This window comes from Thalassospira mesophila, from assembly GCF_002115755.1.
Taxonomy (GTDB): Bacteria; Pseudomonadota; Alphaproteobacteria; order Rhodospirillales; family Thalassospiraceae; genus Thalassospira; species Thalassospira mesophila.
The window spans coordinates 19,535-46,165 of record NZ_JFKA01000011.1; the positions used below are offsets into that span (position 1 = coordinate 19,535).

18 protein-coding genes are annotated in these 26,631 nt (G+C 54.2%); 6 read left to right on the plus strand and 12 right to left on the minus strand.

What is annotated here, in order from left to right; all coding sequences use genetic code 11:
- Positions 1-5: 5 nt before the first annotated feature.
- The 8 genes from kynA to TMES_RS18120 are packed head-to-tail and all read right to left on the minus strand — an operon-like array spanning position 6 to position 9,197.
- Positions 6-851, minus strand: a complete 846-nt coding sequence (gene kynA / locus TMES_RS18085; protein WP_085585161.1) for a tryptophan 2,3-dioxygenase — start codon at positions 849-851, stop codon at positions 6-8.
- Positions 848-2,041, minus strand: a complete 1,194-nt coding sequence (gene kynU / locus TMES_RS18090) for a kynureninase (protein WP_085585163.1) — start codon at positions 2,039-2,041, stop codon at positions 848-850. The genes kynA and kynU overlap by 4 nt, the downstream gene beginning before the upstream one ends.
- The gene (locus TMES_RS18095; protein ID WP_085585165.1) at positions 2,038-3,663 is read right to left on the minus strand and encodes an AMP-binding protein; all 1,626 of its coding nucleotides are present in this window, start codon (positions 3,661-3,663) and stop codon (positions 2,038-2,040) included. The genes kynU and TMES_RS18095 overlap by 4 nt, the downstream gene beginning before the upstream one ends.
- 15 nt (positions 3,664-3,678) lie before the next feature.
- Complete coding sequence (locus TMES_RS18100) at positions 3,679-4,839, minus strand: acyl-CoA dehydrogenase family protein (protein ID WP_425444060.1); 1,161 nt, start codon at positions 4,837-4,839, stop codon at positions 3,679-3,681.
- Entirely contained in the window at positions 4,839-5,651 is an 813-nt protein-coding gene (locus TMES_RS18105; protein WP_085585169.1) for an enoyl-CoA hydratase family protein, read from the minus strand. Before TMES_RS18105 ends, TMES_RS18100 begins: the two co-directional genes overlap by 1 nt.
- The gene (locus TMES_RS18110) at positions 5,644-6,141 is read right to left on the minus strand and encodes a MarR family winged helix-turn-helix transcriptional regulator (RefSeq protein ID WP_085585171.1); all 498 of its coding nucleotides are present in this window, start codon (positions 6,139-6,141) and stop codon (positions 5,644-5,646) included. Before TMES_RS18110 ends, TMES_RS18105 begins: the two co-directional genes overlap by 8 nt.
- Positions 6,138-6,899, minus strand: a complete 762-nt coding sequence (locus TMES_RS18115) for an SDR family NAD(P)-dependent oxidoreductase (RefSeq protein ID WP_085585173.1) — start codon at positions 6,897-6,899, stop codon at positions 6,138-6,140. The genes TMES_RS18110 and TMES_RS18115 overlap by 4 nt, the downstream gene beginning before the upstream one ends.
- A 3-nt stretch (positions 6,900-6,902) precedes the next feature.
- The gene (locus TMES_RS18120) at positions 6,903-9,197 is read right to left on the minus strand and encodes a bifunctional salicylyl-CoA 5-hydroxylase/oxidoreductase (protein ID WP_085585175.1); all 2,295 of its coding nucleotides are present in this window, start codon (positions 9,195-9,197) and stop codon (positions 6,903-6,905) included.
- 218 nt (positions 9,198-9,415) lie between these two features.
- Between TMES_RS18120 and TMES_RS18125 the strand changes: the two genes are divergently transcribed.
- The 6 genes from TMES_RS18125 (at position 9,416) to TMES_RS18150 (ending at position 20,075) form a co-directional block, all read left to right on the plus strand.
- Positions 9,416-10,264: an alpha/beta hydrolase gene (locus TMES_RS18125; RefSeq protein WP_085585177.1), complete on the plus strand. Its 849-nt coding sequence runs from the start codon at positions 9,416-9,418 to the stop codon at positions 10,262-10,264.
- A gap of 1 nt (position 10,265) precedes the next feature.
- Entirely contained in the window at positions 10,266-12,215 is a 1,950-nt protein-coding gene (locus tag TMES_RS18130) for a 3-hydroxyacyl-CoA dehydrogenase NAD-binding domain-containing protein (protein ID WP_085585179.1), read from the plus strand.
- A gap of 501 nt (positions 12,216-12,716) precedes the next feature.
- The gene (gene wecB, locus TMES_RS18135; protein WP_085585181.1) at positions 12,717-13,868 is read left to right on the plus strand and encodes a non-hydrolyzing UDP-N-acetylglucosamine 2-epimerase; all 1,152 of its coding nucleotides are present in this window, start codon (positions 12,717-12,719) and stop codon (positions 13,866-13,868) included.
- Positions 13,865-16,039 carry a cyclic di-3',5'-guanylate-activated glycosyltransferase NfrB gene (gene nfrB, locus TMES_RS18140; protein ID WP_085585183.1) on the plus strand — a complete coding sequence of 725 codons (2,175 nt, stop codon included), beginning with the start codon at positions 13,865-13,867 and terminating at the stop codon, positions 16,037-16,039. The genes wecB and nfrB overlap by 4 nt, the downstream gene beginning before the upstream one ends.
- A gap of 59 nt (positions 16,040-16,098) precedes the next feature.
- Complete coding sequence (locus tag TMES_RS18145; RefSeq protein ID WP_085585185.1) at positions 16,099-19,215, plus strand: NfrA family protein; 3,117 nt, start codon at positions 16,099-16,101, stop codon at positions 19,213-19,215.
- Complete coding sequence (locus TMES_RS18150; protein WP_085585187.1) at positions 19,215-20,075, plus strand: DUF4434 domain-containing protein; 861 nt, start codon at positions 19,215-19,217, stop codon at positions 20,073-20,075. Before TMES_RS18145 ends, TMES_RS18150 begins: the two co-directional genes overlap by 1 nt.
- An 81-nt stretch (positions 20,076-20,156) precedes the next feature.
- Here TMES_RS18150 and TMES_RS18155 read toward each other — a convergent pair whose 3' ends face one another.
- From TMES_RS18155 to TMES_RS18170, 4 genes are read right to left on the minus strand one after another with little or no spacing between them, the layout of a single operon-like run.
- Positions 20,157-21,569: a TolC family protein gene (locus tag TMES_RS18155; RefSeq protein WP_158091270.1), complete on the minus strand. Its 1,413-nt coding sequence runs from the start codon at positions 21,567-21,569 to the stop codon at positions 20,157-20,159.
- Positions 21,570-21,607: 38 nt separating this feature from the next.
- Positions 21,608-22,519 carry an efflux RND transporter periplasmic adaptor subunit gene (locus TMES_RS18160; RefSeq protein WP_085585191.1) on the minus strand — a complete coding sequence of 304 codons (912 nt, stop codon included), beginning with the start codon at positions 22,517-22,519 and terminating at the stop codon, positions 21,608-21,610.
- 8 nt (positions 22,520-22,527) lie between these two features.
- Positions 22,528-24,720 carry a biotin/lipoyl-binding protein gene (locus TMES_RS18165; RefSeq protein ID WP_085585193.1) on the minus strand — a complete coding sequence of 731 codons (2,193 nt, stop codon included), beginning with the start codon at positions 24,718-24,720 and terminating at the stop codon, positions 22,528-22,530.
- Positions 24,717-26,585, minus strand: a complete 1,869-nt coding sequence (locus tag TMES_RS18170; RefSeq protein WP_143589719.1) for an efflux RND transporter periplasmic adaptor subunit — start codon at positions 26,583-26,585, stop codon at positions 24,717-24,719. The genes TMES_RS18165 and TMES_RS18170 overlap by 4 nt, the downstream gene beginning before the upstream one ends.
- Positions 26,586-26,631: the final 46 nt, after the last annotated feature.

Here is a 26,631-nt window from a genome sequence, read left to right on the forward strand (position 1 = left end):
CCCCATCACAACACCGTCCGTACACGCCATAATTCGGGGAACAGTTCGACCTCTAACATACGTTTCAGATAGGACACCCCACCGGTGCCCCCGGTACCACGTTTAAAGCCGATCACGCGTTCCACTGTCGTGACATGGTTAAACCGCCAACGACGAAAATAATCTTCGAAATCGACCAGCTTTTCGGCCAGTTCGTATAACGGCCAGTGATCCTGCGGGGCTTGATACACCTGTTGCCAGGCCGTAATCACATCATCGGAGGGCTGATACGGGTCTGACACATCGCGTTTTAAAACAAGGTCGGGCACGGCAACGCCCGACTGATCAAGTAACCTTAATGCTTCGTCATACAAGCTGGGTTTTGCCAGTTCAGTTTCCAGTATCGCCAAAATATCGGGCCGGTGGGTGTGGGGTTTGAGCATCGCCTTGTTACGGTTACCCAGCATGAATTCAACCATGCGATATTGCCACGACTGAAACCCGGATGACGGCCCCAGCGCATCGCGAAAGGTGGTGTAATCGCTGGGTGTCATGGTGCGCAAAACATCCCATGCGTTATTAAGCTGTTCAAAAATGCGTGATATCCGCGCCAGCATTTTAAAGGCCGGTTGCAATTGCCCGGTCCGCATGGCGGTGCGCGCGGCGTCAATTTCGCGAATGGCCAGTTTCATCCATAATTCAGACGTCTGATGCTGAATAATAAACAGCATTTCGTCATGGGCGTCACTTTTGGGGTGTTGGGCTGTTAAAATCGCATCTAGCGACAAATAATCGCCATAGGACATTTTGCGGGCAAATTCGGTTTCCGCCCCTTCGGAAGACGGATCATAAGGTTGGTTCTGATTGCTCATGTCACGGCCTGACGTTTTTTATATTCGGCCGCGTCCCATAACCGGTTTTCCATAATGTCGGCCAAAATGTTAATCCCGGCTTCCACATCGCCTTCATCAAGATAAAGCGGTGTGAATCCGAAACGAATGACGTCGGGTGCGCGAAAATCGCCGATCACACCACGCGCAATCAACGCCTGCATCACCGCATAGCCATCATCAAACCGGAAAGAGACTTGCGACCCGCGCAATTCGGCATTTCGCGGACTAACCAGGTCGAGCATCGGGCAGCGTCTTTCAACACCCGCAATAAACTGTTCGCAGAGTTCAATGGATTTGGCCCGAATATCGGCCATTGTCACATCATCCCAAACATCAAGTGCAGCATCAAGAATAGCGAGCTGAATAACCGGCGGCGTGCCCACCCGCATCCGTTCAATCCCCGGGGCCGGTGTATAATCGCGGGTAAAGGCAAACGGGGCCTCGTGGCCCAACCAGCCTGAAAGGGCCGGCCGCACCTTTTCCACCAGATCAGGCCGCACATAAATAAAGGCGGGCGCGCCGGGGCCGCCATTAAAATATTTATACGTACATCCCACGGCAAATTCGGCATTGCAACCGGTTAGATCCACCGGCACCGCCCCGGCGGAATGGGCCAGATCCCAAATGACGACAATACCCAGCGCGTGGGCCTTCTTGGTTATTGCAGCCATGTCGTGCATACGCCCGGTGCGATAATCGACCTGGGTTAACATCAAAACAGCGATATCGTCGCCCAGCACCCCGGCTACATCTTCGGGGTTGACGGTTTTTAAAACATGGCCCTGCTTTAAACTGTCAATCAGGCCCTGCGCCATATAAAGGTCGGTTGGGAAGTTACCATTGTCAGACAAAACAACTTTGCGACCGGGGTTAAGCGCCAGCGCACTTGCCAGCGCCTGATAGACCTTGATCGACAGAGTGTCCCCCATGACAACACTACCATCAGATGCACCAATCAACCGGGCGATACGGTTGCCGACCCGACCGGGCAGGCTCATCCAGTCGGCATCGTTCCAGCCACGAATAAGCATTTCGCCCCATTGGTCGGCAATGGTTGTGCGTGCGCGTTCAATGGCGGCCTTTGGCATCGGGCCAAGGGAATTGCCATCAAGATAAATGACATCGGCTGGCAGATGAAAAAGTGCCTTGCTGGCAGCAAAGTCCGTCATGCTGCGGGCTCCTGTTTTAATCGGAAACGTTGAATTTTCCCGGTTGCCGTTTTTGGCAGGGCATCGGCAAAAATAATGGATCGGGGATATTTATAGGGCGCAATCGTCGCCTTTACATAATCTTGCAACAGCTTTGCCATTTCCGGCGATGGATTGGCCCCGGCGTTTAGCACAACATGAGCCTGCACGATCTGCCCGCGATCGGCATCATTTGCCGAAACCACGGCACATTCGGCCACATCGGGGTGGGCCAGCAAAGCGGCCTCTACCTCTGGCCCGGCAATGTTATAGCCCGCCGAAATAATCATATCGTCGCTGCGCGCAGCAAAATGAAAATAACCGTCTTCATCGCAATAAAATGAATCTCCGGTCACATTCCAGCCATCGCGCACATAATCGCCCTGCCGGTCATCGGCCAAATAGCGACACCCGGTTGGCCCACGCACCGCAAGGCGGCCCACCGCCCCCACCGCAACATCATCTATGTTTTCATCAACAATGCGGGCCTGAAAACCCGTCACCGGCCGACCGGTGCAAGCGGGGTGGCTATCGCCAAACCGGTTGGAAATAAAAATATGCAACATTTCGGTCGAGCCAATGCCATCAAGCATCGGTTTGCCGGTTTTTTCCATCCATGCCTTGTAAACCGGAGCGGGCAAGGTTTCGCCCGCCGACACGGCGGCGCGCAAGGACGATAAATCAGCCCCGTCTTCCATCGCCGCCAACATCGCCCGATAGGCCGTGGGTGCGGTAAAACAAATGGTTGCCTTATAGGTTTCGATAATTTCGATCATATTGGGCGGCGATGCCTTTTCCAAAAGCGTCGCGGTTGCGCCAAAACGCAACGGAAATACCGCCAGCCCACCCAAGCCAAAGGTAAAGGCCAGGGGCGGCGATCCGACAAACACATCATCGGGCGTCACTGCCAGAACTTCTTTGGCGTAGGCATCGGCAATGATCAAAAGGTCGCGATGGAAATGCATGGTGGCCTTGGGGTCGCCAGTCGTACCCGATGTAAAACCCAGCAGGGCCACATCATCGCGCCCGGTTTTCACGGCGGTAAATTTCACCGATTTGGTCAAGGCAACGCGGTCAAGCTCGGCATCGTGGTTGGCGGTGCCGTCAAAGCCGATCACCTTTTGTAAAAACCGGCTGTCCTTGGCACAGGCAACCATTTCATCCATCAGCCTTGTATCGCACAAGGCAAAGGCAATTTCGGCCTTATCAACAATTTTGCCAAGTTCGCCTGCACGCAACATCGGCATGGTATTAACCACCACCGCACCAATTTTTGTCGCCGCCAGCCAGCACGCCACCATCGCCGGATTATTGGCAGAGCGGATCAACACCCGGTTGCCCGGCGCAACCCCGTAATCCTCAGCCAGAGCGTGGGCAATACGGTTGGTCCAGTCCGACAATTCCTTATAGGTGCGCTGGCGGCCATTGCCGATTAAGGCAGTGTTATCGCCAAATCCCTGATCCACCATGCGGTCGGTCAATTCAACCCCGACATTGATATGGTCGGGATAATCAAAACCATCGAGTAGAAATTCCGGCCAGGTGGTTGCTGGCGGTAAATTGTCGCGGGTGAAGGTATCTGTATGTGCCGATGGTCCAAGCATGATGAAGCCCCTGAATTATGTCTGTGCCAGCGTTTGCCGTGCGATGATTATTCTTTGGACGTCAGATGCGCCTTCATAAATCCGAAGGGCACGGATCTCCCGGTACAGGCGTTCAATGATGTGCCCTGATCGCACACCATCGCCCCCATGAATTTGCACCGCCTTGTCGATGACGGTTTGAGCATGATCAGTTGAAAAAAGTTTCGCCATCGCGGCTTCGCGGCTGATGCGCGCGGCCCCGCTGTCTTTTAACCATGCGGCGCGATACACCAAAAGCGCGCTGCTATCGACATCCAGTGCCATATCGGCCACATGCCCCTGCACCATTTGCAAATCAAACAAGGGCGCACCAAACAAATACCGGTTTTGAACCCGGTGAATGGTTTCATCAAGCGCACGCCGCGCAAAGCCAAGGGCGGCGGCCGCCACGGTAGAGCGGAAAACATCCAGCACCGACATGGCAATTTTAAAACCCTGCCCGCCCGCGCCAATGCGGTTGCCTGCCGGAATGCGGCAATCGGTAAATTTCAAACGGGCCAACGGATGCGGGGCAATGGTTTGCAAACGTTCTGCAATTTTCAGCCCCGGCGTATTGGCCGGTACGATAAAGGCCGACAACCCTTTGGCCCCGTCGCCTTCGCCGGTGCGGGCAAAAACAACGTAAAACCCGGCAATACCACCATTGGAAATCCAGGTTTTTTCACCGTTTAAAACAAAGCTGTTGCCATCGCGGGTGGCCGATAAGGTGATATTTGCAACATCCGAGCCCGATTGCGGTTCGGTCAGGGCAAAGGCCGCCAATGCCGTGCCATTACGCACCTGTGGTAGCCATTCGGCCTTTTGCGCATCGGTGCCAAACAATGAAATCGCACCACTGCCCAGTCCCTGCATGGCAAAGGCAAAATCGGCCAAGCCATCATGGCGCGCCAATGTTTCGCGAATAATGCACAGGCTGCGCACATCAAGGCGCGATTGCGCATCATCGGGGTCTATGGTGGCGTGGCGTAACCAGCCGCCATTGGCCAGTTTGGCAACAAGGGCGCGGCAGGTATCATCGACATTATCATGATCAATGGCTTGCAGGTTTTCGCTTACCCAGTTATCCAGACCAGCGACCAGTTTCCGGTGGGCATCGTTAAAAAACGGCCAGTCGCGCCATGATGTATCGCCCATCATTAGTCCCCTTTGAAAACCGGCTTTTCACGGGCGACAAAAGCATCATAGGCGCGTTTGAAATCGGCTGTTTGCATGCACAGGGCCTGCGCCTGGGCCTCAGCCTCTATCGCCTGCTCAATGCCCATGTTCCATTCCTGTACCAGCATGGTTTTGGTCATCATATGGCCAAAATTGGGCCCGGCGGCGATGAGCTGTGCCAGTACAATGGCATCACTTTCCAGCGTATCAGCATCCACAATCCGGTTATAAAAGCCCCATTTTTCGCCTTCTTCGGCACTCATGGAGCGCCCGGTATAAAGCAATTCCGCCGCCCGCCCCTGGCCGATAATGCGCGGCAATATGGCACAGGCCCCCATATCACAACCCGCAAGCCCGACACGGGTAAACAAAAACGCTGTTTTGGCATTGACCGTCGCCAGCCGCAGATCCGACGCCATGGCAATAATCGCACCCGCCCCCACGCACACGCCGTCCACTGCCGCAATCACCGGTTTGCCACACGCCACCATAGATTTCACCAGATCGCCGGTGAGCCGGGTAAAGGCCAAAAGAGCCTTCATATCCTTATCGATCAGCGGGCCGATAATATCGTGAACATCGCCGCCCGAACAAAAATTGCCCCCGTTAGAGGCAAAAACAACGGCTTTGACGTCATTGCATTCCGGCAAGGCGCGAAACATGTCGCGCAGTTCGGCATAGCTTTCAAATGTCAGCGGATTTTTTCGATCCGGCCGGTCCAGCGATACCACCGCAACATCACCTTCCATGCGCCAATTAAAATGCCGGGGCTGAAAATGCGTCATATCAGTCATGGGTCTGTCCCTTTCGGCTTTGTACGCGCCGCAAAATCGCAATCAAATCGCTGGCATCCTCAGCATTCATGCCGGCAAACAAATCGCTAACCCAGCCTTCATGCACCAGGGCGCGGCGGGCAAAATCGGCACGGCCTTCGTCGGTCAGCTTTACAATCAGGGCGCGGCGGTCGTTTTCCACCGCCACGCGCGTCACCATGCCTTCATTCACCAGCCGTTCGACGATGCCGGTAACATTACCGTTCGACACCATCAGCGATTTTGACAGCGCACTCATGCGCAGGCCGTCTTTGGCGCGGTAAAGGGCGGCCATCACATCAAACCTGGGCAGGGTGCTGTCATATTCCACCCGCATTTTTTCGCGTAACTCACCTTCGGTTTGGCGCGAAACCCGCAATATTTGCAACCAGGCCCGCAAACGCGCCTTTGAAAGGTCGCTGGTTTCTTCGCCCGTTTCCGGGCGCGAAAAGTTTGCATCATCCATTTTCATATTTCTCCCCCCGAAACTGAAATCGCCTGCCCGGTCATCGAGCCTGCCCCCTGCTGGCACAGCCACAGCACGGTTTGTGCAACTTCGCGGGGGGTAATAAAACGGTTCTGCGGATTGATTCTTGCCAAACTGGAACGGGCGTCGTCGATGCTCATGCCGGTTTTTTGTGCGATATTGGCAATCGAATGTGCCAGCATCGGCGTATCGGTAAAGCCGGGGCAAACAGCATTAACTGTAATAGCACTGCCCGCCAGTTCGGCGGCCAACGCCTTCACCAACCCCACAACACCATGCTTGGCGGCACAATAGGGCGCGACATAGCCATACCCCTTTAGCCCGGCAGTTGAGGCGATGGCAATTAACCGGCCCGGTTTGGCTTTGTCCATCACCCGCAGGCTTTGCTGAAAAGTGTGGAACGTACCGGTCAAATTAACGTCGATGGTTTCCTGCCAGCTATCAAGCGTGGTTTTGGCAAAAGGCGCACTTGTCGCCATACCGGCATTGGCAACCACCACATCAGGCATACCCACCTGTTTTACCACGCCGTCAAACAGGTTTACCATCGATGCCTGGTCGGTCACATCGGCCACCATCGGCACAATGGCATCATGTAAATCGGCAATTTTGCCAAGCGCATCTTTGTTGCGCCCGGCAATTACAACCTGCATACCCTGAGCGGCCAGAAATTGGGCCATCTCGGCACCAACACCACTGCCACCGCCCGTTATCAGGGCTGTTTTCACGGCCAGTTCGGGCATCACTTACACCTTTCCGGTCATTTGATCGGTGCGTTCGGCCAAACGCCACATCTGGTCGCGCCCCGGGTGATAGGGTTTGGGCCATTCTTCGGTGCGGTTGCCAAGTTGTGCGGCCGCGTGCAAGGTCCAATACGGATCGGCAAGGTGCAGACGCGCAAGGCATACAAGGTCTGCCCGACCGGCCATCAATATCGAATTGGCATGGTCCGGTTCATAAATATTACCCACCGCCATTGTCGCAATGTCGGCTTCATTGCGGATACGGTCGGAAAACGGGGTTTGGAACATGCGGCCATAAACCGGACGAGCATCCGTGGTGGTTTGCCCGGCAGAAACATCGCAAATATCAACGCCGTTTGCTTTCAGGATTTTGGCAATTTCAACTGCGTCTTCAGGCGTAATACCGGCGTCACCGACCCAGTCATTGGCCGAAATACGCACTGCAAGCGGCTTATGATCGGGCCAAACCGCGCGCACCGCCAGGATAACCTCCAGCGGATAACGCATCCGGTTTTCAAGGCTGCCGCCATAGGCATCATCCCGACGATTGCTAAGCGGTGTTATAAAGGATGACAGCAAATAACCGTGCGCGGCATGAATTTCGACCATGTCAAACCCGGCACGATCCGCCATTTGCGCCGATGCCACAAACTGGTCACGCACCTGGTCCATATCATTGCGGGTCATGGCGCGCGGGGTTTGATTACGCGCCGACCATGCAACGTCGGAGGCGGCCATAATCGGCCAATTATCGCTTAAAAGCGGTGCATCCATTTCTTCCCAACCCAGTTGGGTTGACCCCTTGGCACCGGAATGGCCAATTTGCGCGCATATCTTTGCATCGGTTTCTGTGTGAACAAAATTAACAATGCGCGCCCAGGCCGTTTCATGGGCGGGGTCGTAAAGGCCCGGGCAACCCGGTGTAATGCGGCCTTCGGGCGACACACAGGTCATTTCGGTATAAACCAGCCCGGCCCCGCCTTTGGCCCGTTCTGCGTAATGCACCAGATGCCAATCCGTCGGGGTACCGTCAACCGCCTTGTATTGGGCCATGGGCGATACAACAATGCGATTTTTAAGCATCATGTCGCGCAACTTAAAGGGCACAAACATCGGATGGCGCGGGGCTTCAACCGTTGTAATACCAGCTGAATGCTGAAACCAGTTTTCGGCCTGCCCCAACCATGAAGGATCACGCAGGCGCAAATTTTCGTGGCTAATACGCTGGGACCGGGTTAGCAACGAATAGGTAAACTGTACCGGATCAAGGCTGAAATAACGTTCGATTTCCTCGAACCATTCCATCGAATTACGCGCGGCCGATTGCAGGCGCAAAACTTCCAGCCGTCTTTCATCTTCATATTTGGCAAAGGCGGCAGGCAAATCTGGCTCTGTATGCACATATTGCGCCAATGCAATTGCGCTTTCCAATGCCAGTTTGGTGCCCGACCCGATGGAGAAATGCGCGGTTGCCGCCGCATCGCCCATCAAAACGATATTGTCGTGCGACCAGCTTTTACACAACACACGCGGGAAACTCAGCCATGCCGACCCACGAATATGATTGGCATTCGATATCAGGGCATTACCACCCAGATGTTTGGCAAAAATGGCTTCGCAAGTGGCAATGGATTGTTCCTTGCTCATCGCGGCAAAGCCATAGGCGGCCCAGGTTTCCTCGGAACATTCCACAATGAAGGTCGCTGTATCGTCGTCAAACTGATAGGCGTGCGCCCACACCCAGCCTTTATCGGTTTTCTCGAAAATAAAAGTAAAGGCATCGTTGAATTTTTGATGGGTGCCAAGCCAGACGAACTTGCATTTGCGGGTATCAATATCGGGCTGAAAATGTGGGGCCAGTTCGGTGCGGGTGCGCGAATTCAACCCGTCACACGCCACCACCAGGTCATATTGGGCGGCCAGAATACGGGCACTTTCAACCTCGGTGCCAAAGCGCAAATCAACCCCGACATCGCGGGCACGTTGCTGCAACAAAACCAGCAGTTTTTTACGGCCAATGCCACAAAACCCGTGCCCGGTTGAGACAATAGCCTGATCGCGAAAGTGAACGGCGACATCATCCCAATATGAAAAATTTTCGCGAATAGCCGCGGCACTTTTGGCATCGTTTTGCGCCAGATTGCTCAGGGTTTCGTCCGATAAAACCACCCCCCAGCCAAATGTATCGTCGGCCTGATTGCGTTCAAAAACGACGACCTCGTGCGACGGATCACGTAGCTTCATCGAGATGGCAAAATACAGCCCCGCAGGACCGCCCCCCAGACACGCTATTCTCACCTGATCCCCCTTTTGTTGTCGCGATGATGCGGGATGAATGAAAAGACGGTACGCCCGGCCTTGATTTAGTTCAAGTATAAATATTTTATGTTTAAAACAGTTTTGCAATTGGCTAGGCTGAAAATTGCAAAACATCTGCAGGTCGGCCCGGCTTGCATCTCTGCGGGTTCGATCCAGTTTATGCATTTGCAAATAAAACCAAAAAAGGACTTCCAGCCATGATCACGGATTGGGACGACGCCTATGCCAATGGCGATCACATAGAAAACGCCGCCAGCTATCCGCCCGCATGGGTGAGCGCCGCTGGCGATTTTCGCAATGATATGCTGGCGCGGGGTCAGGCAAAACTTGACGTTTCCTATGGGGAAGACGACCGCGAAAAATATGATTTGTTTTTGCCCGAAGGCACCCCGATAGGACTGGTTGTGTTTGTGCATGGCGGATACTGGAAGGCGTTTGATAAATCTTACTGGTCGCACCTGGGCAATGGCCCCGTCAAACGGGGCTGGGCCGTTTGCCTGCCAAGCTACAGCCTGGCCCCTAATGCCCGCCTGACCGACATAACGCGCCAGATTGGCCGTGCGATTGACCATGTGGCAGGCACAGTCACCGGCCCCGTGCATTTAACCGGCCATTCGGCAGGCGGACATCTGGTCAGCCGCATGGTTTGTGAAGACAGCCCGCTATTGCCCGGCACATTGACCCGCATCGGCCATGTCATGTCGATCAGCGGGCTTCATGACCTGCGCCCTTTGCGCAAGACCACCCTGAATAACACGCTGAAAATTGATGCCAATGAAGCCCGAACCGAAAGTGCCGCCCTGCTTTTACCCGCCCAACCAGGCGGCAACGCCGCACAAATAACCTGCTGGATCGGGGCCAACGAACGCCCGGAATTTATCCGCCAGAATGATCTTTTAGCCAATATCTGGACCGGCCTTGGGGCAACGACCCAAAGCATTCACGCCCCGGACAAACACCATTTTAACGTTATAGACGCCCTTGCCGACCCGCAGTCGGATATGACGTGCTGCCTTTTGGCCGGAATTAGCTGGGAGGGAGAATAACATGCCTGTCGTTTCAGTCGCGTTTTCAGGGTCGATTGCGCTCATCCGCATTGATAACCCGCCGATCAATGCCACCAGCCACGCGGTACGGGCCGGGTTGATGGTGGCGATGGAGCAGATTGCGCAAAATACGACCGTTACTGCCGCCATTTTAATCTGCGCGGGTAAAACATTTATCGCCGGTGCCGACATAAATGAATTTAACCAGCCGCCACAGGCGCCGCTATTGCCCGATGTAATTTTGCGGCTGGAAACACTGAAAATTCCTATCATTGCCGCCCTGCATGGCACTGTTTTGGGCGGCGGACTGGAAGTTGCCCTTGGATGCCATTACCGCATTGCCGCACCAGACACCAAACTTGGCTTTCCCGAGGTTAATCTGGGCCTTATCCCCGGGGCTGGTGGGACCGTGCGCACGCCACGCCTGATTGGTCCGCACCATGCCTGCACCCTTATTGCCGATGGCAAACCGGTTGGGGCCGCCGTGGCACACGATTGGGGCCTGATTGACCAGCTTGCCGATCAGGATCTTGAACAAGCGGCAATTGCCTTCGCGCAGGCCGCCGCCAAGGCTCCCCTTCCCACCGCGCTCACCCACCGCCCGCTGTCGGATAAGGTATTTGACTGGGATCGGGTTTTAGAAAAAACCAGGCAAAAGGCCCGCGGTGCAAACGCACCTGTAGTCGCGCTGGAAACCATCCGCACCGGCCTTTCCTTGCCCGCCGCTGATGCGCTGGCCCTAGAGCGCCAGCAATTTTTAAAATTGCGCGACAGCGAACAATCGTATGCGCTGCGCCATATCTTTATGGCTGAACGCAGCGTAGGCAAAATTGGCACCCTTAAAAAAATCACACCCGCCCCCCTTCACCATGTCGGCATTGTCGGTGGCGGCATGATGGGGGCGGGCATTGCCACCGCCTGCCTGCTGGCGGGGTATAAAGTCACCATGATCGAGCGGGGTGACGATGCCCTTCAGAACGGCACACAAACGGTAACCCGCCATTTACAAACCAGCCGCGACCGCAAAATTATCTCCGAACCGCTTTATAACGAGCATTTGGCACGCTTTAACGGCAGCACCGATTATCGTGCGCTGGCAAACTGCGCCCTTGTTATCGAAGCCGTGTTTGAGGATTTTGATATCAAAAAAGCAGTCTTCACCGCACTCGAAAACGTGGTGTCGCCAGACACCCTGATTGCGTCCAACACGTCGTACCTTGATCTTAATGCACTGGCGGCCTCCACAAACCATCCCGAGCGGGTAATTGGCCTGCATTTTTTCTCGCCTGCTCACATCATGAAACTGCTTGAAGTTGTCTGTACCGATCACGCCAGCGCGCAAAACATTTCAACAGCACTGGCATTTGCCCGCACCCTTGGCAAAATCGCCGTTCCCACCGGGGTGTGTGATGGCTTCATTGGCAACCGCATCATGTCGGCCTATCGCAAACAATGCGAATACATGATCGAAGATGGCGCCTACCCCGAACAAATTGACGCCGCCATGACAGAATTTGGCTTTCCGATGGGCCTGTTTGCCATGCAGGACATGGCCGGGCTGGAAATTTCGTGGAACACCCGCAAACGGCTGGCGCCTACTCGCGATCCTGCCGAACGCTATGTCGCGCTTGGCGATTATTTGTGTGAACAAGGCCGTTTTGGCCGCAAATCAGGTGCTGGCTGGTTTTTATATGAAAATGCCAATGCCGCACCGGTACCAGACCCGATTGTTACCGCCATGATCGACAGCGAATCAGATCGAAAAGGCATCACCCGACGCCCGTTTTCACCGGCGGAAATTATAAAAACCATCCTCGCCACCATGCAGGGCGAAGGTCAAAAAATACTGGACGAGGGGATCGCCCAAAGCCCTGATGCCATAGATGTCGTCATGATCAATGGATATGGTTTTCCGCGCTGGCGCGGCGGGCCGATGTTTATGTCGAAATAAAGCCGCCAGCTTTCACAAAACACCCGCCTGACGATTAAAAATAACACGCACAAACATCCACAGATTGGTGTGCGGTCAAATATCTGCGCTCAAATTTAACCTATAGTTGCAATATAAATCTTAAAATTTAAACGTTTAGACAATTTACTTAAAATAGAAACAAATAAAATTTAAATATTTATCATAATACCATTCCATGTTGCGAAGAAATTGTAACAATTTGTCAGAATTGATTTCTTGACGATATTCTTCACGTTCGCAATACCTATAAGATCCACACATCTCCTGCGATAATTATCGAATTCATAAAAATTATATTTTCCTGATGTAATTGCCATTATTTCGTCCCATATAAATCGACAATGATTATTTATATCAAAGCATCGAACTCTACCGGACAAAGAAATGACGGCATAACTACAATTTTAAATACATCCATCATAAGCATTCAAAAATTTATATTTCGCACACCAAGACTTACACTTAATAATTGAGAAATTTATGAAATTAAAAGTCATGATGGTTTTTGGCACCCGCCCGGAAGCAATAAAAATGGCGCCTTTGGCCCGGGCTATACTCGCCAATCCGGACATTGACCTGCATATTTGCTCGACCGGCCAGCATCGCGAAATGTTGGCCGCCGTCATTGCGGCGTTCGACCTTCGGATCGACGAAGACTTGGATGTCATGACCACCAACCAGACGCTAAACGGCCTTGCCCAGACGTTATTAGGCAAGCTCGACGCAAGCTATGCGGCCAACACCCCGGATCTTGTTTTGGTCCACGGCGATACAACAACCAGTTTTATCGCCAGTTTGGCGGCATTTCATCGCCACATTCCCATCGGCCATATCGAAGCTGGCCTGCGAACCGGTAACCTGCAATCGCCCTGGCCCGAGGAAGCAAACCGCCGCCTGACCGGCGTTTTGGCAGATCTGCATTTTCCGCCAACAGCAACAGCCCGTCAAAACCTGCTTGATGAAGGGGTTTCGCCAAGCGCCATCGTCGTTACCGGCAACACCGTCATCGATGCCCTGCTGTGGATGAAAGACCGCCTGGACCAAACCGACTGGACGCCGACGGACCCGGCAATTTTAACAAAAATTGACCTGCAAAAACAAATGGTGCTGATCACGGGCCATCGCCGCGAAAGTCTGGGCCATGGTTTTGAACAAATCTGTCTGGCCCTGTCCGATCTGGCAACCCGGTATCGCGATATTCAGTTTGTCTATCCGGTGCATTTGAACCCGCGGGTCCATGACGTTGTCCATACCATGTTGGGGCACTGCGCCAATATTGCCCTGATCCCCCCACAGGATTACCGCCATTTTGTCTGGTTGATGAGCCGTGCCTATCTGATTTTAACTGATTCCGGCGGCATTCAGGAAGAAGCCCCCGCACTTGGCAAGCCGTTGCTTGTTCTGCGTGACGTTACCGAGCGCCCGTCGGGCGACCCGGCAGATCGCGCCATGCTGGTCGGCACCGACCGGGCAAAAATTGTGGCACAAACCAGCAAGCTGATCGACGACCCCGCCTATTATGCCCGCTATAACCAGCCACACAGCCCCTTTGGCGACGGGCATGCCTGCGAACGCATCGTTGCCCATCTTGGTCAATGGATGCAACAACGCGTTCTGGGCAAATGCGCATGAGCTACGAACTTGTCGACATCCTGATTTATGTCTTCTATGCCCTGAAATTTGTCGTCATTTTGCTGGCAGGAACCATTTTCCTGCTGGGCCTTGATGACCTGTTCATTGACGTTGTCTATTGGACCCGAACCTGGTTTCGCTATTTTCGAATTTACGACCGCCATGCCCCGGCAGACCAGAAGCGGCTTTACAGTGTCGCCGAAAAGCCCCTTGCCATTATGGTTCCGGCCTGGAAAGAGGTTGGCGTTGTCGGCGAAATGGCGCGTCTGGCGGCGGCAACGCTGGATTACGAAAACTATCAGATTTTTGTCGGCACCTATCCGAACGACCCTGAGACCCAACGCGATGTCGATGCCGTATGCCAGCAATTTCCCAATGTTCACAAAGTGGTCTGTGTTCGCCCCGGCCCCACCAGCAAGGCGGACTGCCTGAACAACATCATTGATGCCATCCTTGGTTTCGAGGCCAATGCACGCATTCAGTTTGCCGGTTTTATCCTGCATGACGCCGAAGATGTCATTTCACCGCTGGAACTGCGCCTGTTTAACTATTTATTGCCCAAAAAAGACCTGATACAGGTGCCGGTTTACCCTTACCCCCCGCAATGGTGGGGCTTTACCGCCGGTCATTACGCCGACGAATTTGCCGAATATCACGGCAAAGACGTTATCGTGCGCGAAGCCCTTTCCGGGCAGGTTCCCAGTGCCGGTGTCGGCACCTGTTTTAGCCGTCGCGCCATTGTTGCCCTGCTCGAAGATGGCGACGGCATTGCCTTTGATGTGCAAAGTCTGACCGAGGATTACGATATTGGTTTTCGCCTGAAACAAAAGGGCATGGTATGCATTTTTGCCCGCTTTTCGGTTTCTGACCCGCAATTGGCCCTTAAAACAACCCGTGTCCCTGGCATGAGCCGCGCCACCACGCAGGTCATTTGTGTGCGTGAACATTTCCCGCGCTCCTTCAGCCATGCCGTTCGGCAAAAATCGCGCTGGATCACCGGTATTGTTTTTCAAGGCACCACTAATCTGGGCTGGAGCCCCAAGGGCATTATCAATTATTTCCTGTGGCGCGACCGGCGCGGCCTGCTGACCAACCTGCTGGGCTTGCTGGTTAACATCCTGCTTGTTGTTACTGTTGTCATGTGGCTGATCACAGCACTGGTCCCCGATGCATGGCATTTCCCCTCCATCCTCGGCGAAGATGCTGTTTTGCAGGCCGTGCTTTTGTGTAACGGCATTTTGTTGTTGAACCGCCTGTTCCAGCGCTGCTTTTTTGTCACCCGTTTTTACGGTATCCATCAGGGGCTGCTGTCGATCCCGCGGATCGTCTGGAGCAACGTTATCAATTTTTGCGCCAATATTCGGGCTTTGCGTCAGGTTGTGGCAATTGGCGATTCACGCCGGGTCGCATGGGACAAAACCTCGCATGAATTTCCCACCCTTGATGCCACAGCCCGCATTCCCCTTGGCCAGCGACTGATCGAAAAAGGCCTGTTAACCCCGCAACAGCTAGAGGCCGCCATTACCAGCCCGGAACGGCGCCGCTTGGGGCGCGAACTATTAATGCGGGGGCACATTTCCAGCACCCAACTGGTAGAGGCCCTGGCCGAGCAAGCCAGCATGGACTGGAAACCGTTAAATCCGTTCACCATTGACCCGGCCCTGATCACCGATTTCCCACGTCATCTTGCCCTGCGCTATGCGGTCGTGCCGATTGGTCGCGATGGTGACAGCCTTGTTCTGGCCAGCGAACGCCCGATTAGCCAGGTGTCGCTTGGTGCGATCAGCCGCCAGTTAAAACGACCTGTAACCTGCCAGTTGGCCCCGCAAGGGCGGGTGACCCTTGCCTTACGCCACTGGTATAGCGAGCGCAACCTGAACGAAGAAACCCGCTTTGTTCTGGAATTCGCCCAAGCCAATTGCAACAACCCCGAACGCATCGAACGTATTTGCCAGCATCAGGTCATGCTGGGCGATTTATTACAGGTCCGCGGGATTGTTTCGGCAGCGCTGTTTAATCAGGCACTGATTGATTATGACCCCGAAAAAGAATCGCTGGGACAACATCTGATTGAACGCGGCATCATTTCGGCAGAACGGCTGGACGAAGCATTACGCGACCAGCAACGTGAACAATATGAAGCCTACAAATTTGCATCGGAGGCGGCGTGAACTTTCAACGGTTAACGGTTGTTTTCACGGTGGGACTATTCATTAACCTGTGTCCCCTTATGCAACCCACGCAGGCAGAAGCACTGGATAAATTTGCCGATTTTCGCAGTTATCCCTATCTTGATCGCGCCTACCGGGCTGCAAAACAGGGTAACTGGGCAGAGGTTGAAGACCTGATGGCGCATTTGCTGGGGTCCGGCCCTGCAAATGATGAAGCCCGGCGCATGCTGATACAGGCGCAGTTGAAACTGGGCCACTTTGCCCAGGCAGCCCAAAGCGCCGACGGTTTACACGATTTGCACCAAAAACAGACCTTTTTGCAAGATGTGCGGATCAGATGGATAGACACGGCGCCGCCAGAGGGTGCGACGGTGAAGAAATGGCTGGACGAAACCATCACGATCGCAGATCGCGAACAGCTTTGGCGGGCCTACGCCATGGCCTTGTCGGCACAACCCGATGGCGCGCAAAAGGCCCTGGACTGGCTCGAAAGCATTAACGGGGATGGTGGAAATTACGATCAGGCATCTTTACGTCGTGCCCGGGCGGTCTGGGCGGAAAAGCTCGATCAATGGCAAATCATTGTCGATGAACTCGCCCCGCTTGCCAATCAAGCCGCCCTGCCCGCCAAATTGTGGGAAAGACTTGCAAACGCCTATGTTAATTTGCAGGACACCAACGCACTAACCCGGCTGCTACCCTCGGCACCCGATGAAGCAACCGCAACCAATGCCCGCCTCGCGATGGCCAACCGGGCCATTGCACTGGGCAATATTACAACAGCAAAAACATGGTTACAGGCCCTGCCCGCGAGCGTCCGCAATGCGCCTTCCCAGCAAACCAGCCTGTGGGAACTGGCAAAGGCCACCGGTGACACAAATTTATATCAATCCACCGCCAATAATATTGACCGTCCCTGCCTTGAAACGGTGGAATGGCTTTCTCGCCATGACAGTGCCATTGCCTTTGCGCAATTTGGTCGTTGCCGCCCCCAACAAGACCCGGCAACATGGCTGGTACTTGCCCAGCGCCTTGATGCGATAGATTTGCTTAAAACCCAATCGCTACCCGCAAAGTGGGAAGCCGAGCGACGCAATGTGCTGATCGGCATCTGGCAGGACCGTGGCCAGCAAAAAGAAGCTTTGGCATGGCTGGCTCGCCAACCGCAAACACCCGACATTTTAAGGCTGCAAGCAGGCATTCTTCAGGATCAATATGATTATAATGGCGCTGAAAAATCATGGTTGGCCGTCTATCGTAAATCGGGCGATCTAAACGCCCTTGATCAGGCCAGCTATCTGGCGTTGAAATCGCATAATGACGTGGCGGCACAACAGCTACTTGAACAGGCTTATGATCAGCGAAACGGAAAGCTACCCGCCAACCTTTTGCAACGACTGGCGGCCTTTTATGCGCAAATGATCACAAAAAACGACCTGCCACGCGTTGAGGCGCTACTACCCCAGTTGGATGATAAAAGCCGTGGCCTTGTGCTGGCACAACTTGCAACACGCCACTATTGCGACACGGTACAACGGGCAGGTGGCCAAAACCCGACCAGTGTGGCGGCATTTCGCGCGCTGGGCCAATGCGCCATGGATAAAATGCCCGGCCTTGCATCGGTTTATTATCAAAAGGCCGTTGACCTTGGCGACGACAACAGCTTGCCGTCGCTGGCCTATGCCCTTGAAGCGGCCCAAAGCCCGGAAAAGGCAATTGAGATCTGGCAGAAAATTCCGCCTGCCGTCATGTCTGACAATGCCCTGTTAACCGCAGCACGCAGCGCCCTTGATGCGCAACAACCCAAAAAAGCCGAAGAGTTCTGGCAGCGTTTAAAAAATCTGACGCAGGCGAATGACTGGGCATTGGGCGCCCAAATTGCCAAAGCCAACAATGACCTGCCCCTGGCACTCCAGCGCCAGAAACTAGCCTTGCAAAACAATCCGTCAGCCGAAAATTACTACGGCGCAGCTGCCACCGCCCAACAGGCCAATGATATAAACCAAAGCACACAATGGCTGCGCAAGGCTGTTTCCCTGCAGCCCGAAAATGCCCGATATAATGCCGATCTGGGCATGCGGCTGGCGAGCGGGACCGAGGCCGACCAACTGGTCGTATCGATCCCCTATCTTGAAAAAGCCGTTAATGATTACCCGCAGGATTATCGTCTGCATGAAACACTGGCAAACCGTTATGTAGCCATTGAAAACAACGCTGGCGCGCGCGCGCAACTTGAACAGGCGATCGACCTTGAACAATATCCCGTCAGCTATGGCGATGATTACGGAAGCCTTGAAGCGCGGCGTTATCGCCAGCGCCGCGCCCATGAAACGCTGGAACGGCGCGACAGTGTAACGCTGGCCAGCACATGGTCGCCAGCCGGTGTCACCGAATTTCCGCTTGGCAACAATGCCAGCCAACGCCGTTCGGCATCGCAAAATGTGCAAACACTTTTGTGGGATCATGCTTTGGGCGAGGAACCCGTGCGCAATGGCAGCACGTTATCGGTTTATGGCCGTGTGCTGCTCGGGGCAAACGGACATAGCCGTTATGGCCAAACGACCGGAACCGGCGTTGGTCTGCGATATAAACCGCTCGGCGATTATAACCTGAACCTTTATAGCGAGCTATACAGCCAGACCCGGCGTGACAAAAGCGGCGTACCCGGCATCAAGACCGGCGACCTTGTTAACCCGGGCAAACTTGTAGACGGCATCAGCGACGCAGCAAATAATGACAAACGCGACAACGACCTGATCTTGCGCGCCACCGCATCCTTTTTGGATCAGAACGAATACCGTAATGACTGGCGCGTTGATGACGATAGCTGGAACGAACGCTTTGTGACTGTTGATTTATCCTGGTGGACCCGATCGGGCAATCACATGGCGTTGTCGCGGTTCCAGCAGGGGCACAGCTTTAAATTGCCAACATCAAGTGCCCAAACCATCATGCCCTATGGCTTTGTCGAAGTTGCCGCACAAGACCCGGACAATACATGGCGACAGGACCTGCGCACCGGACTTGGCGTGCGCTGGCAACTGTTCACCGATGACGACAAAGACAATGCCTATCGCACCCGTATCAATGCCCGGGTGGAAGTTCAAAAATCAGTTGCGGGCAACCTTTATGAAGGGGCAAGCGGCATTTTGTTCGGGCTGGAGGTGAATTTCTGATGCGCTTTTTTATCACCATTCTCGCAATACTTCTCGCCAGCATACCCGCAACCGCGCGCGCACAGGCGCCAATGCCCGAAACCATGTTTTATCAGCCGGTCGAAACAGATGCTGGCATTCCCCCCGCGCAATGGCAACACATCTGGCAAGACAGTGCAAAAAACGGAATTAAAACCGTTATTGTGCAATGGACATCGCATGGCGACAACGATTTTGGCGGCGCTGATGGCTGGCTGGCAAGAACCTTGCGCCTTGCCCGTAATAACGATTTAGCCTTGGTTATCGGCCTGCATATGGACCCGGATTATTACACTCGCCTGTCTGAACTTGATACGGCAGGCACCGAACCGTATCTGGAACATCAACTGGGCCTGTCACTGCACCAAGCGGCCCTTATCAAAAACGAATGGCAGCTTGATGCCACGGGTTGGTACCTCCCGCTTGAACTGGACGACTGGAATTTTCAGCAAAAAGCCAGACGCGACATGATCGACCAGCAATTGCACGATCTTGCCGGGCATCTTGACGCTCCCTTGCATGTCAGCAGTTTTACTGGCGGTAAACTAGGCCCGGATGCCTATGCAAAATGGCTGGAAGCCCTTTCACAAGACGGCATTCACGTTTGGGCGCAAAATGGCACCGGCACACAAACCCTGCCCAAAATTGCCCGGCGGGCATATCTTGAGGCCCTGCCCTGCGATATCGGTATTGTGCAAGAAGCCTTCCAACAAACCAGCAAACCCGACCAGAAATTTAGCGCCATCCCCGCCGTACCGGACCCGTCCTTTTCGCAATGCCACCCGGTTTCGGTGTTTGAATTGCGATATCTTCCATGGGGGGCGGTACTGCGCCAACAGTAGCCAGCCCGGACCACCAGACAAAACATCCCCGCCTGAAACCGGCGGGGATGTTTCTTGTTTCAACGATTGCTGGCAGAAACCTTACTGAACCGAAATCGGCATGGTGTCATGGTCATACTGGCTGAAATCGGTGCCTGCGGTAATCATGGGCAGGGTCGGGTCCAGCAACTGATTGATCGATGCGATCTGATCATTGCCCAGGGTTCCGGTCACCTGATGGATCAGGGCAAAGTTCAAAAGATGGCTGTAAATGGCGGCCAGCGCGCGGCGTTCCATTGCAAACAGGTCTTCGTCTTCGTCCAGCACATCAAGCACGGTTGACTGACCGGCATCAAACTTGATCTTGACCGCATCAACAATACGGCGGTGCGTTTGCACCCCTTTTACCAGTGCCCTGATCCGTTCGGGGCCATTGACCAGTTCGTTAATTGTGCTGGCAACAGTCTCGCGCAATTCGCGCAAATAGATCGCCCGCTGATACCGCGCCTGGTCTACCTGGCTTCGGGTTTCCAATGCTTCATAACCACGACCGCCGGGGTTAAACAGTGGCACATTAAGGCGCAGCATTGCCACGCCTTCGTGGGTCAAACTGCCGCCACCAAAAAGCGACCCGCCGGAATCACGCCGCGTATCGGTAAAGATAAAATCAAAGGTCGGCATCGCCTGCCCGACATCGGCGGCCAGTGCGGCCCGGCGTTCATCAATGGAATAATCCATTGCCCGGACACGCGGGCTGCTTTTAAGGGCCGCTTCTAGCCAGTGATCGACATCGGTTTCATCAAGTTTGGGCAGGGAAACATTATTTGCCAATGTGGCAAGTGATGCGGGCAAATTCCCCACCCGGCGCTGCAATTGCGCAAAGGCACGCTGATACGATGTGCGGGTGGCAACAACCCTGGCTTCGGCCTCGGCCAGGCGCGCCTCGACCAGATCGGCCTCATAGGACGTTGCAAGGCCCTGTTTTTGCCGGGTTAAAATATCAACCTGGCGTTCCGCCATCGAGGCATTTTCAATGCGGGCCAAACGGGCATCGTCTGCCGCAGCCAATGTGCCCAGATACGCCTCGATTGCCTGATAGCCGACATCCTGTTTCGCCGTTTCCAATGATTCTTTCAGGCGCATACGGCCCATATCGGAACTAACGATATTCATGATCGTTTCAAAGCTGAAAATGTGCTGCTGTAACTGAAACGTGCGCTGACGGTTATCAAAGTTACCTTTGCCCAGCGCAAACACCGTATTGTCGGACCGGTCAATGCGCTGCTTGACCCATTCACGGTCAAACGTTGCCGATACCTGCGGCAAATACCCCATAAATGCGTTTACCTGATTGGCAACACCTTCGCTAACCTGTTCTTTGGCCAGCGAAATATTGGGATTTTCCGTCATTGCCATCTTATAGACAGCACTCAGGTCTTCGGCATTTGCGTTGCTGGCAATACCCGATGCGGAGATGCCCAACACACACGCCGACACTAGAATTTTCTTTTTCATCACCATGCTCCCCACAGGAATAGTCCCCCTGATCACTGTTATTTTGGTGACAGGAATTCAATATGACAGCCAATCCCGGCGGGAATGGCCAAATCCGGATTTGGCAACACAATACGCATGCCAAAAGTTTTGCTTTTAGGTTCTACAATCTGATCAACCAGCGATATTTCAGCCTGGCTTGAGCGCAGGTTAGGCCCGTCAAAATGAACGACGACTTTTTGGCCTTTTTGATATTTTCCAAAACGGGCAACCGGCAAAGATACTTCGACAAAAAGCGGATCAAGCTGTGCAATCAGGGCAATTGCCTTGCCGTCAACCTGTTCGCCAACGGTTAAAAGTTTTTCGATCAAAACTCCGTCAATCGGGCTTTTGATCATGCGATCCGCCAATTGCGCCCGCGACAGGGCCAATTCCGCTTTCATGATCGTGATATTTTCTTTTGCCGCTTCATAATCCAGCCGAGCGCTGTCACGGTCTGTTTCCAGGGTGTCGATCTCTTCCTGGGTCATCAGTTTTGCCGCGCGTAATTTTTCAGTCCGTTTAATCCGGCGTTCGGTAAATTCAAGCTGCCGTTTCCGTGCGGCCACCGAACTTTGCGATTGCGCACGTACCTGTGCGTAATTGACCTGTGCCTTCTCAACATCGGCCTGTAATTCAGCAATCAGTTCACCTTTTTTAACCCGCTGCCCCCGGCTGGCGTGCATGGCGTGGATAACCCCGTCAACCGGGCTTGCCAGTTCCACCAGTTCACTTGCACTGACCTGGCAAACATTTTGTTCGGCGCCAACCTGCTGTTCGCCGCTGTCATTGCCCTGCCTGGCATTTTCAAGCAACTGCGCGAACGGGTCATGGTCGGCCGGTGTTGCCGCACCGGTTTGGGCAATCGCAGGCGATAATGCACCTGCCAGCACAACGCCCAGCACGGGAACAGCAAGCACAATATGTCTCATCGAAAACGTCAAACCTCGAACCTCTTAAGGAAATTGCGCCGCACAACGCGATAAATCAGCACGGCGACGGGCTCCCATCCCAAATCAAACCGGACATGGGCACGGTCGCCATAATTTTCGGGGGTCTGCCCGACACAACAGGCAACTGTCGCCACAAAAACCGGGTTCACCAGTTCCGGGCGGGAATTGGCCTCGGGTTTAAGGGCAAACGGCCCGCCGCCTTCAAGGGATAAAACCGGGCTTGGCAGTTTCAGGGTTGCTGTTGGCGACCATGATGTAACGGTGCCTGAAACAACATCATCAAGGTGCCCGGCAAACCGCACTTCAACTCCGCGCAGGCGTTCGCGCACCAGATCGCCATCGATGGCGGGCACGGCAACCTTGATCACGGGCGCAATATCGGGCTCAACCAGATAACCTGCTTCGCCGCCTCTTGGTAAAAACCGGCCAATCAGGTCTTCGGCAATGCCAGCTTCGTAAATGCCATCATGTGGCGCACGAACCGATAACGCATCGATATCGCGACTGGTGGTTGCCAGGCGTTCCCGGGCATTTGCCATGCGTTGGCGGGTAATCGATGCCGCCACCTGATCCGTTGCGTTATCGGCATCAAGTTGTTGTTTCAAGGCATCTATTTCAGCCAGAACCTTGCGGCGATCGGTTAGCAGTTTTTTATTATTCAGGGTCATCAGCAAATCGCCCTTATGAACCTGGGCACCGCTTTGCTGGTGAATTTCGGTAATAAAGCCACTGGTGCGTGCGCGCACAGCCGCGTCATCGGGCAACCATACAACGCCCTGGGCTACCACCCGGTCAGGCACGGGAACAAAGGCCAGCGCCACCAGCCCCCCGGCCAGCAACAAACCGCGAAAAACCGATTTTGCCCGCTTACCAGACAAACCGGGGCTGGTCAGCAAAAACCCCGACCCTTTAAGAACGGGCATGGCAAACATGTTAAAGACAGTCCAGCACCCCAGCAGGGCACCAACAAAAAAATATCGTTCGGCCAGATGAATGGCGATGGTCACCAGCACCATTGAACGATAGGCAAACGAAAATGGCGCATAAAACAAAAACCATCGCCGTTCGGATGGCAGCGCCTCAAATTCATATTCGCGATCAAGGCCAATGATGTATCGTTTAATCAGGTAGCTGTAATATTTGGTCGATTTTAACGCCAGATTGGGAATTTCGATCAAATCACATAGCAGGTAATAACTATCGAACCGTTGCAACGGGTTACCATTAAACAACAAGGTCGATATGCCGCTGATCAGCATGACATTGTGCGCCACCGACCTGACAATGCCCGGTTCTGCCGCAACCCAGACAAACATCGCAATGGATGCCATCGACAGTTCAACCAGAATCCCGGCCCCATCCACAAAGGCGCGATGCCATTTGCTGCGAAACGTGATGCTGGAGGACGCATCGACATAGGGAACCGGCACAAATAGCAAAAACATCAGGCCCAGTTCGCGGACATTGCCGCCGTAATGGCGTACAACAACCGCATGTCCAAATTCATGGATCAGTTTTAAAACCGGGTAAACCAGCCAGACAATCATAAGGTTTTCGGCACTGATAAACTGGTCCAGCCCACCCTCGGTCAGAGTTTCCCAATGCACCCCGGCCAGGGTAATGGCAGAACCGACCAGCAAAATGAACAGAAAGGCCGTAATCGGGCTGAAAACCCAACGCATTGCCGGTTCCAGATAATCCAGCACACGGGTCAGATCAAACAGCGGGATCCGCACATAAAGCGGGTTTTTAAACGGCGCAATCGCCTTGGCCCGCCGCGTGCGAACCATGCGCTGTTCCAGCGCACGTGGATTAGGTGCCTCGCCCGTACGGATCAGCTCAAGTGATTTAAGCTGGTCAACGATCTGGGCAAAATCGGCATCATCGCCTTCGATCTCGCCTTTCTTTTCCAGATCGCTTCGAATATCGGCGAGCGGCGTTGCCCCATCCATGCGGCGCAACAGGGCGTGCGCCGCCGTTGTTAACCGATGATAGCGATTTGAAAGCCGGTCATGGGCAATATAGGCCGCAACATTATGATAAACATGGCGAAAGAACGAAACATCCGCACGCACCATCGGTTTAAGACCCGACAGTGTTTCCCAGCGCGACGGCTGGGTTGGCGCCATTGGTGAAGGCATCATATCGCGGGTTGCATCGGCCGCCAGCATATCACTCATGGCAGCACCCGCCACATACGCAGGCGCACCCAGTCCCACAGGGGATGGGTATAAATCCAGAAAACAGACCGCGGTTCGGTTTTTACCTTGGCAACGCCGCGCATTCCTGGCTGTAGATCCTGGGTGGATTCAACCAGCAAGGCCTCGACATTGAAATAATTCTCGCCGTCGCTGGCTTCCGAAATCGGCGATATCCGCTCGACTGAAATTTCGTTCAAACTGTTGGGACGGGCATGAAGAAGCAAGACCCCGGCCTGACCGACCGCGATGTGCCGAATGTCTTTTTCATTCACTTTCAGTTTCAGGCGGTACTGGTTAAGCGGGCTTAGTTCAAAAAGAACCTCGCCTTCTTTTACCGGCGACCCGATTTTTTGCGACAAATCGCCTTCAATAACAAAGCCACTGAACGGTGCCTGAAGTTCGGTTCGTGTCAGCTGGCTTTTCACCAGTTCCAGTTCGGAAATGGCCTGCTGCATCCGCGACCGCAAAATACGGGCTTCTGACAAGTCACGTTCACCGGTTGCTGCCTCGATTTTACGCTGGCTTTCAACGATAGAGCTTTGCAATTCGAACCGGTGCAACTGCAATTCGCGGGTTTCCATGCGCCCCAGCACATCACCCTTTTGCACAACATCCCCGGCGCGAACCAGCCCTTCGGCAATAAAACCGTCAAACGGGGCAGGCACAGCGCGCTGCACCAAACCTTCAACCTCGGTTTCGGCCGTCACACGATAGGGAATGTCAACAAGCAAACTGGTCGCAAACAGGGCCAGAACCAGCAATCCGACAGCCTTGATGCGGGTGTGATGCAACCCAAAAACCCAGCCCATCGCCCGGTTGGCCCGGCGATAAAACCGGTGAAAACCACTACGCCCGGCGGCCATTTGCAGGCCAAATGCCGGGGCAATTAATTCGGATAAAACACCGCCCAGCGCCTGCACCCGCAAGCATTGATCAAGATTGCATTCGATTTGAACAACAATTACGCCATCAGCCAAATCCGGCAGCACCACCGGCCATGACCCGACCCACGCCTTTTCACGGCCTTCAACCAGCTTGGCGTGGCTTTCGGTCGCCGTTTGCGAACTGCTGCCTGCGCCTGAAAAATGAACGGGGGCCTTTTGATAAACAGCCTCGCGCATCGCATCAACAATCAGATGCACGCGGTCGCTTTTTGCGGTAACCATTGCCGTGTGCGACGAGCCGAGAACACGCACCTTGCGCCCCTGAACCAGCCCGATCGTCACACGATTTGCCATCAGGTCGTCGGCCATCACCGTGGCACAGCTGGTTGCGCCAGCTTCAAGATCGGTGCAGGACAGAAGAGCCGTACTGGCGTGTTGACCATACCGCAGGGCTACTGTCTCTGCGGTATCGCGGTATTGTTCTCCGCGCCAGAACCCGGCCAGCCAGGCCGCATTCCATTGCAGGCACCGCATTGCCAGGTTCAAACGGGTGGTATCAGCGGTTGGTAAAACAACACCAACCGCACCTTTCAGATCATCATCAACGAAAATGACATTGGACACATAACCAACACCCAATTCGGGGTTGGTTGTGGCAACACCGCTGCGTACAACGAGGCTGCGTTGAACAACCTGGGTCAGGGTTGCACCGGGTTTACCGTCGGCACCCCGATAGGCAGCGACCCGAAAATGCCGGTTGGCACCTTCAGCACTGTTAAACGCAACGACGATTTCAACAGGTGCCGCCCCCAGAACAAGTTCCAGGTTGGCCCGGCACAAATCAATCCAGCCGTCGGCCAGGTCGGAAAACGACCGGGCTGACGACAGTTTTCGCCATAGTTCCGGGGATATAAACCCCGAAGCATCATCTGTCGTCGGGTTACCGGGTAGATTAGTCAAAACGCCCCCAAACCCCGATATCAAGTCCCCCGCAAGTCATCTCCAT

Bases quoted from the DNA above. Each gene is read 5' to 3' on its own strand.
- kynA (WP_085585161.1), bottom strand. From the start codon at position 851: ATGAGCAATCAGAACCAACCTTATGATCCGTCTTCCGAAGGGGCGGAA.
- kynU (WP_085585163.1), bottom strand. From the start codon at position 2,041: ATGACGGACTTTGCTGCCAGCAAGGCACTTTTTCATCTGCCAGCCGAT.
- TMES_RS18095 (WP_085585165.1), bottom strand. From the start codon at position 3,663: ATGCTTGGACCATCGGCACATACAGATACCTTCACCCGCGACAATTTA.
- TMES_RS18100 (WP_425444060.1), bottom strand. From the start codon at position 4,839: ATGATGGGCGATACATCATGGCGCGACTGGCCGTTTTTTAACGATGCC.
- TMES_RS18105 (WP_085585169.1), bottom strand. From the start codon at position 5,651: ATGACTGATATGACGCATTTTCAGCCCCGGCATTTTAATTGGCGCATG.
- TMES_RS18110 (WP_085585171.1), bottom strand. From the start codon at position 6,141: ATGAAAATGGATGATGCAAACTTTTCGCGCCCGGAAACGGGCGAAGAA.
- TMES_RS18115 (WP_085585173.1), bottom strand. From the start codon at position 6,899: ATGCCCGAACTGGCCGTGAAAACAGCCCTGATAACGGGCGGTGGCAGT.
- TMES_RS18125 (WP_085585177.1), top strand. From the start codon at position 9,416: ATGATCACGGATTGGGACGACGCCTATGCCAATGGCGATCACATAGAA.
- TMES_RS18130 (WP_085585179.1), top strand. From the start codon at position 10,266: ATGCCTGTCGTTTCAGTCGCGTTTTCAGGGTCGATTGCGCTCATCCGC.
- wecB (WP_085585181.1), top strand. From the start codon at position 12,717: ATGAAATTAAAAGTCATGATGGTTTTTGGCACCCGCCCGGAAGCAATA.
- nfrB (WP_085585183.1), top strand. From the start codon at position 13,865: ATGAGCTACGAACTTGTCGACATCCTGATTTATGTCTTCTATGCCCTG.
- TMES_RS18145 (WP_085585185.1), top strand. From the start codon at position 16,099: ATGCAACCCACGCAGGCAGAAGCACTGGATAAATTTGCCGATTTTCGC.
- TMES_RS18150 (WP_085585187.1), top strand. From the start codon at position 19,215: ATGCGCTTTTTTATCACCATTCTCGCAATACTTCTCGCCAGCATACCC.
- TMES_RS18155 (WP_158091270.1), bottom strand. From the start codon at position 21,569: ATGAAAAAGAAAATTCTAGTGTCGGCGTGTGTGTTGGGCATCTCCGCA.
- TMES_RS18160 (WP_085585191.1), bottom strand. From the start codon at position 22,519: ATGAGACATATTGTGCTTGCTGTTCCCGTGCTGGGCGTTGTGCTGGCA.
- TMES_RS18165 (WP_085585193.1), bottom strand. From the start codon at position 24,720: ATGAGTGATATGCTGGCGGCCGATGCAACCCGCGATATGATGCCTTCA.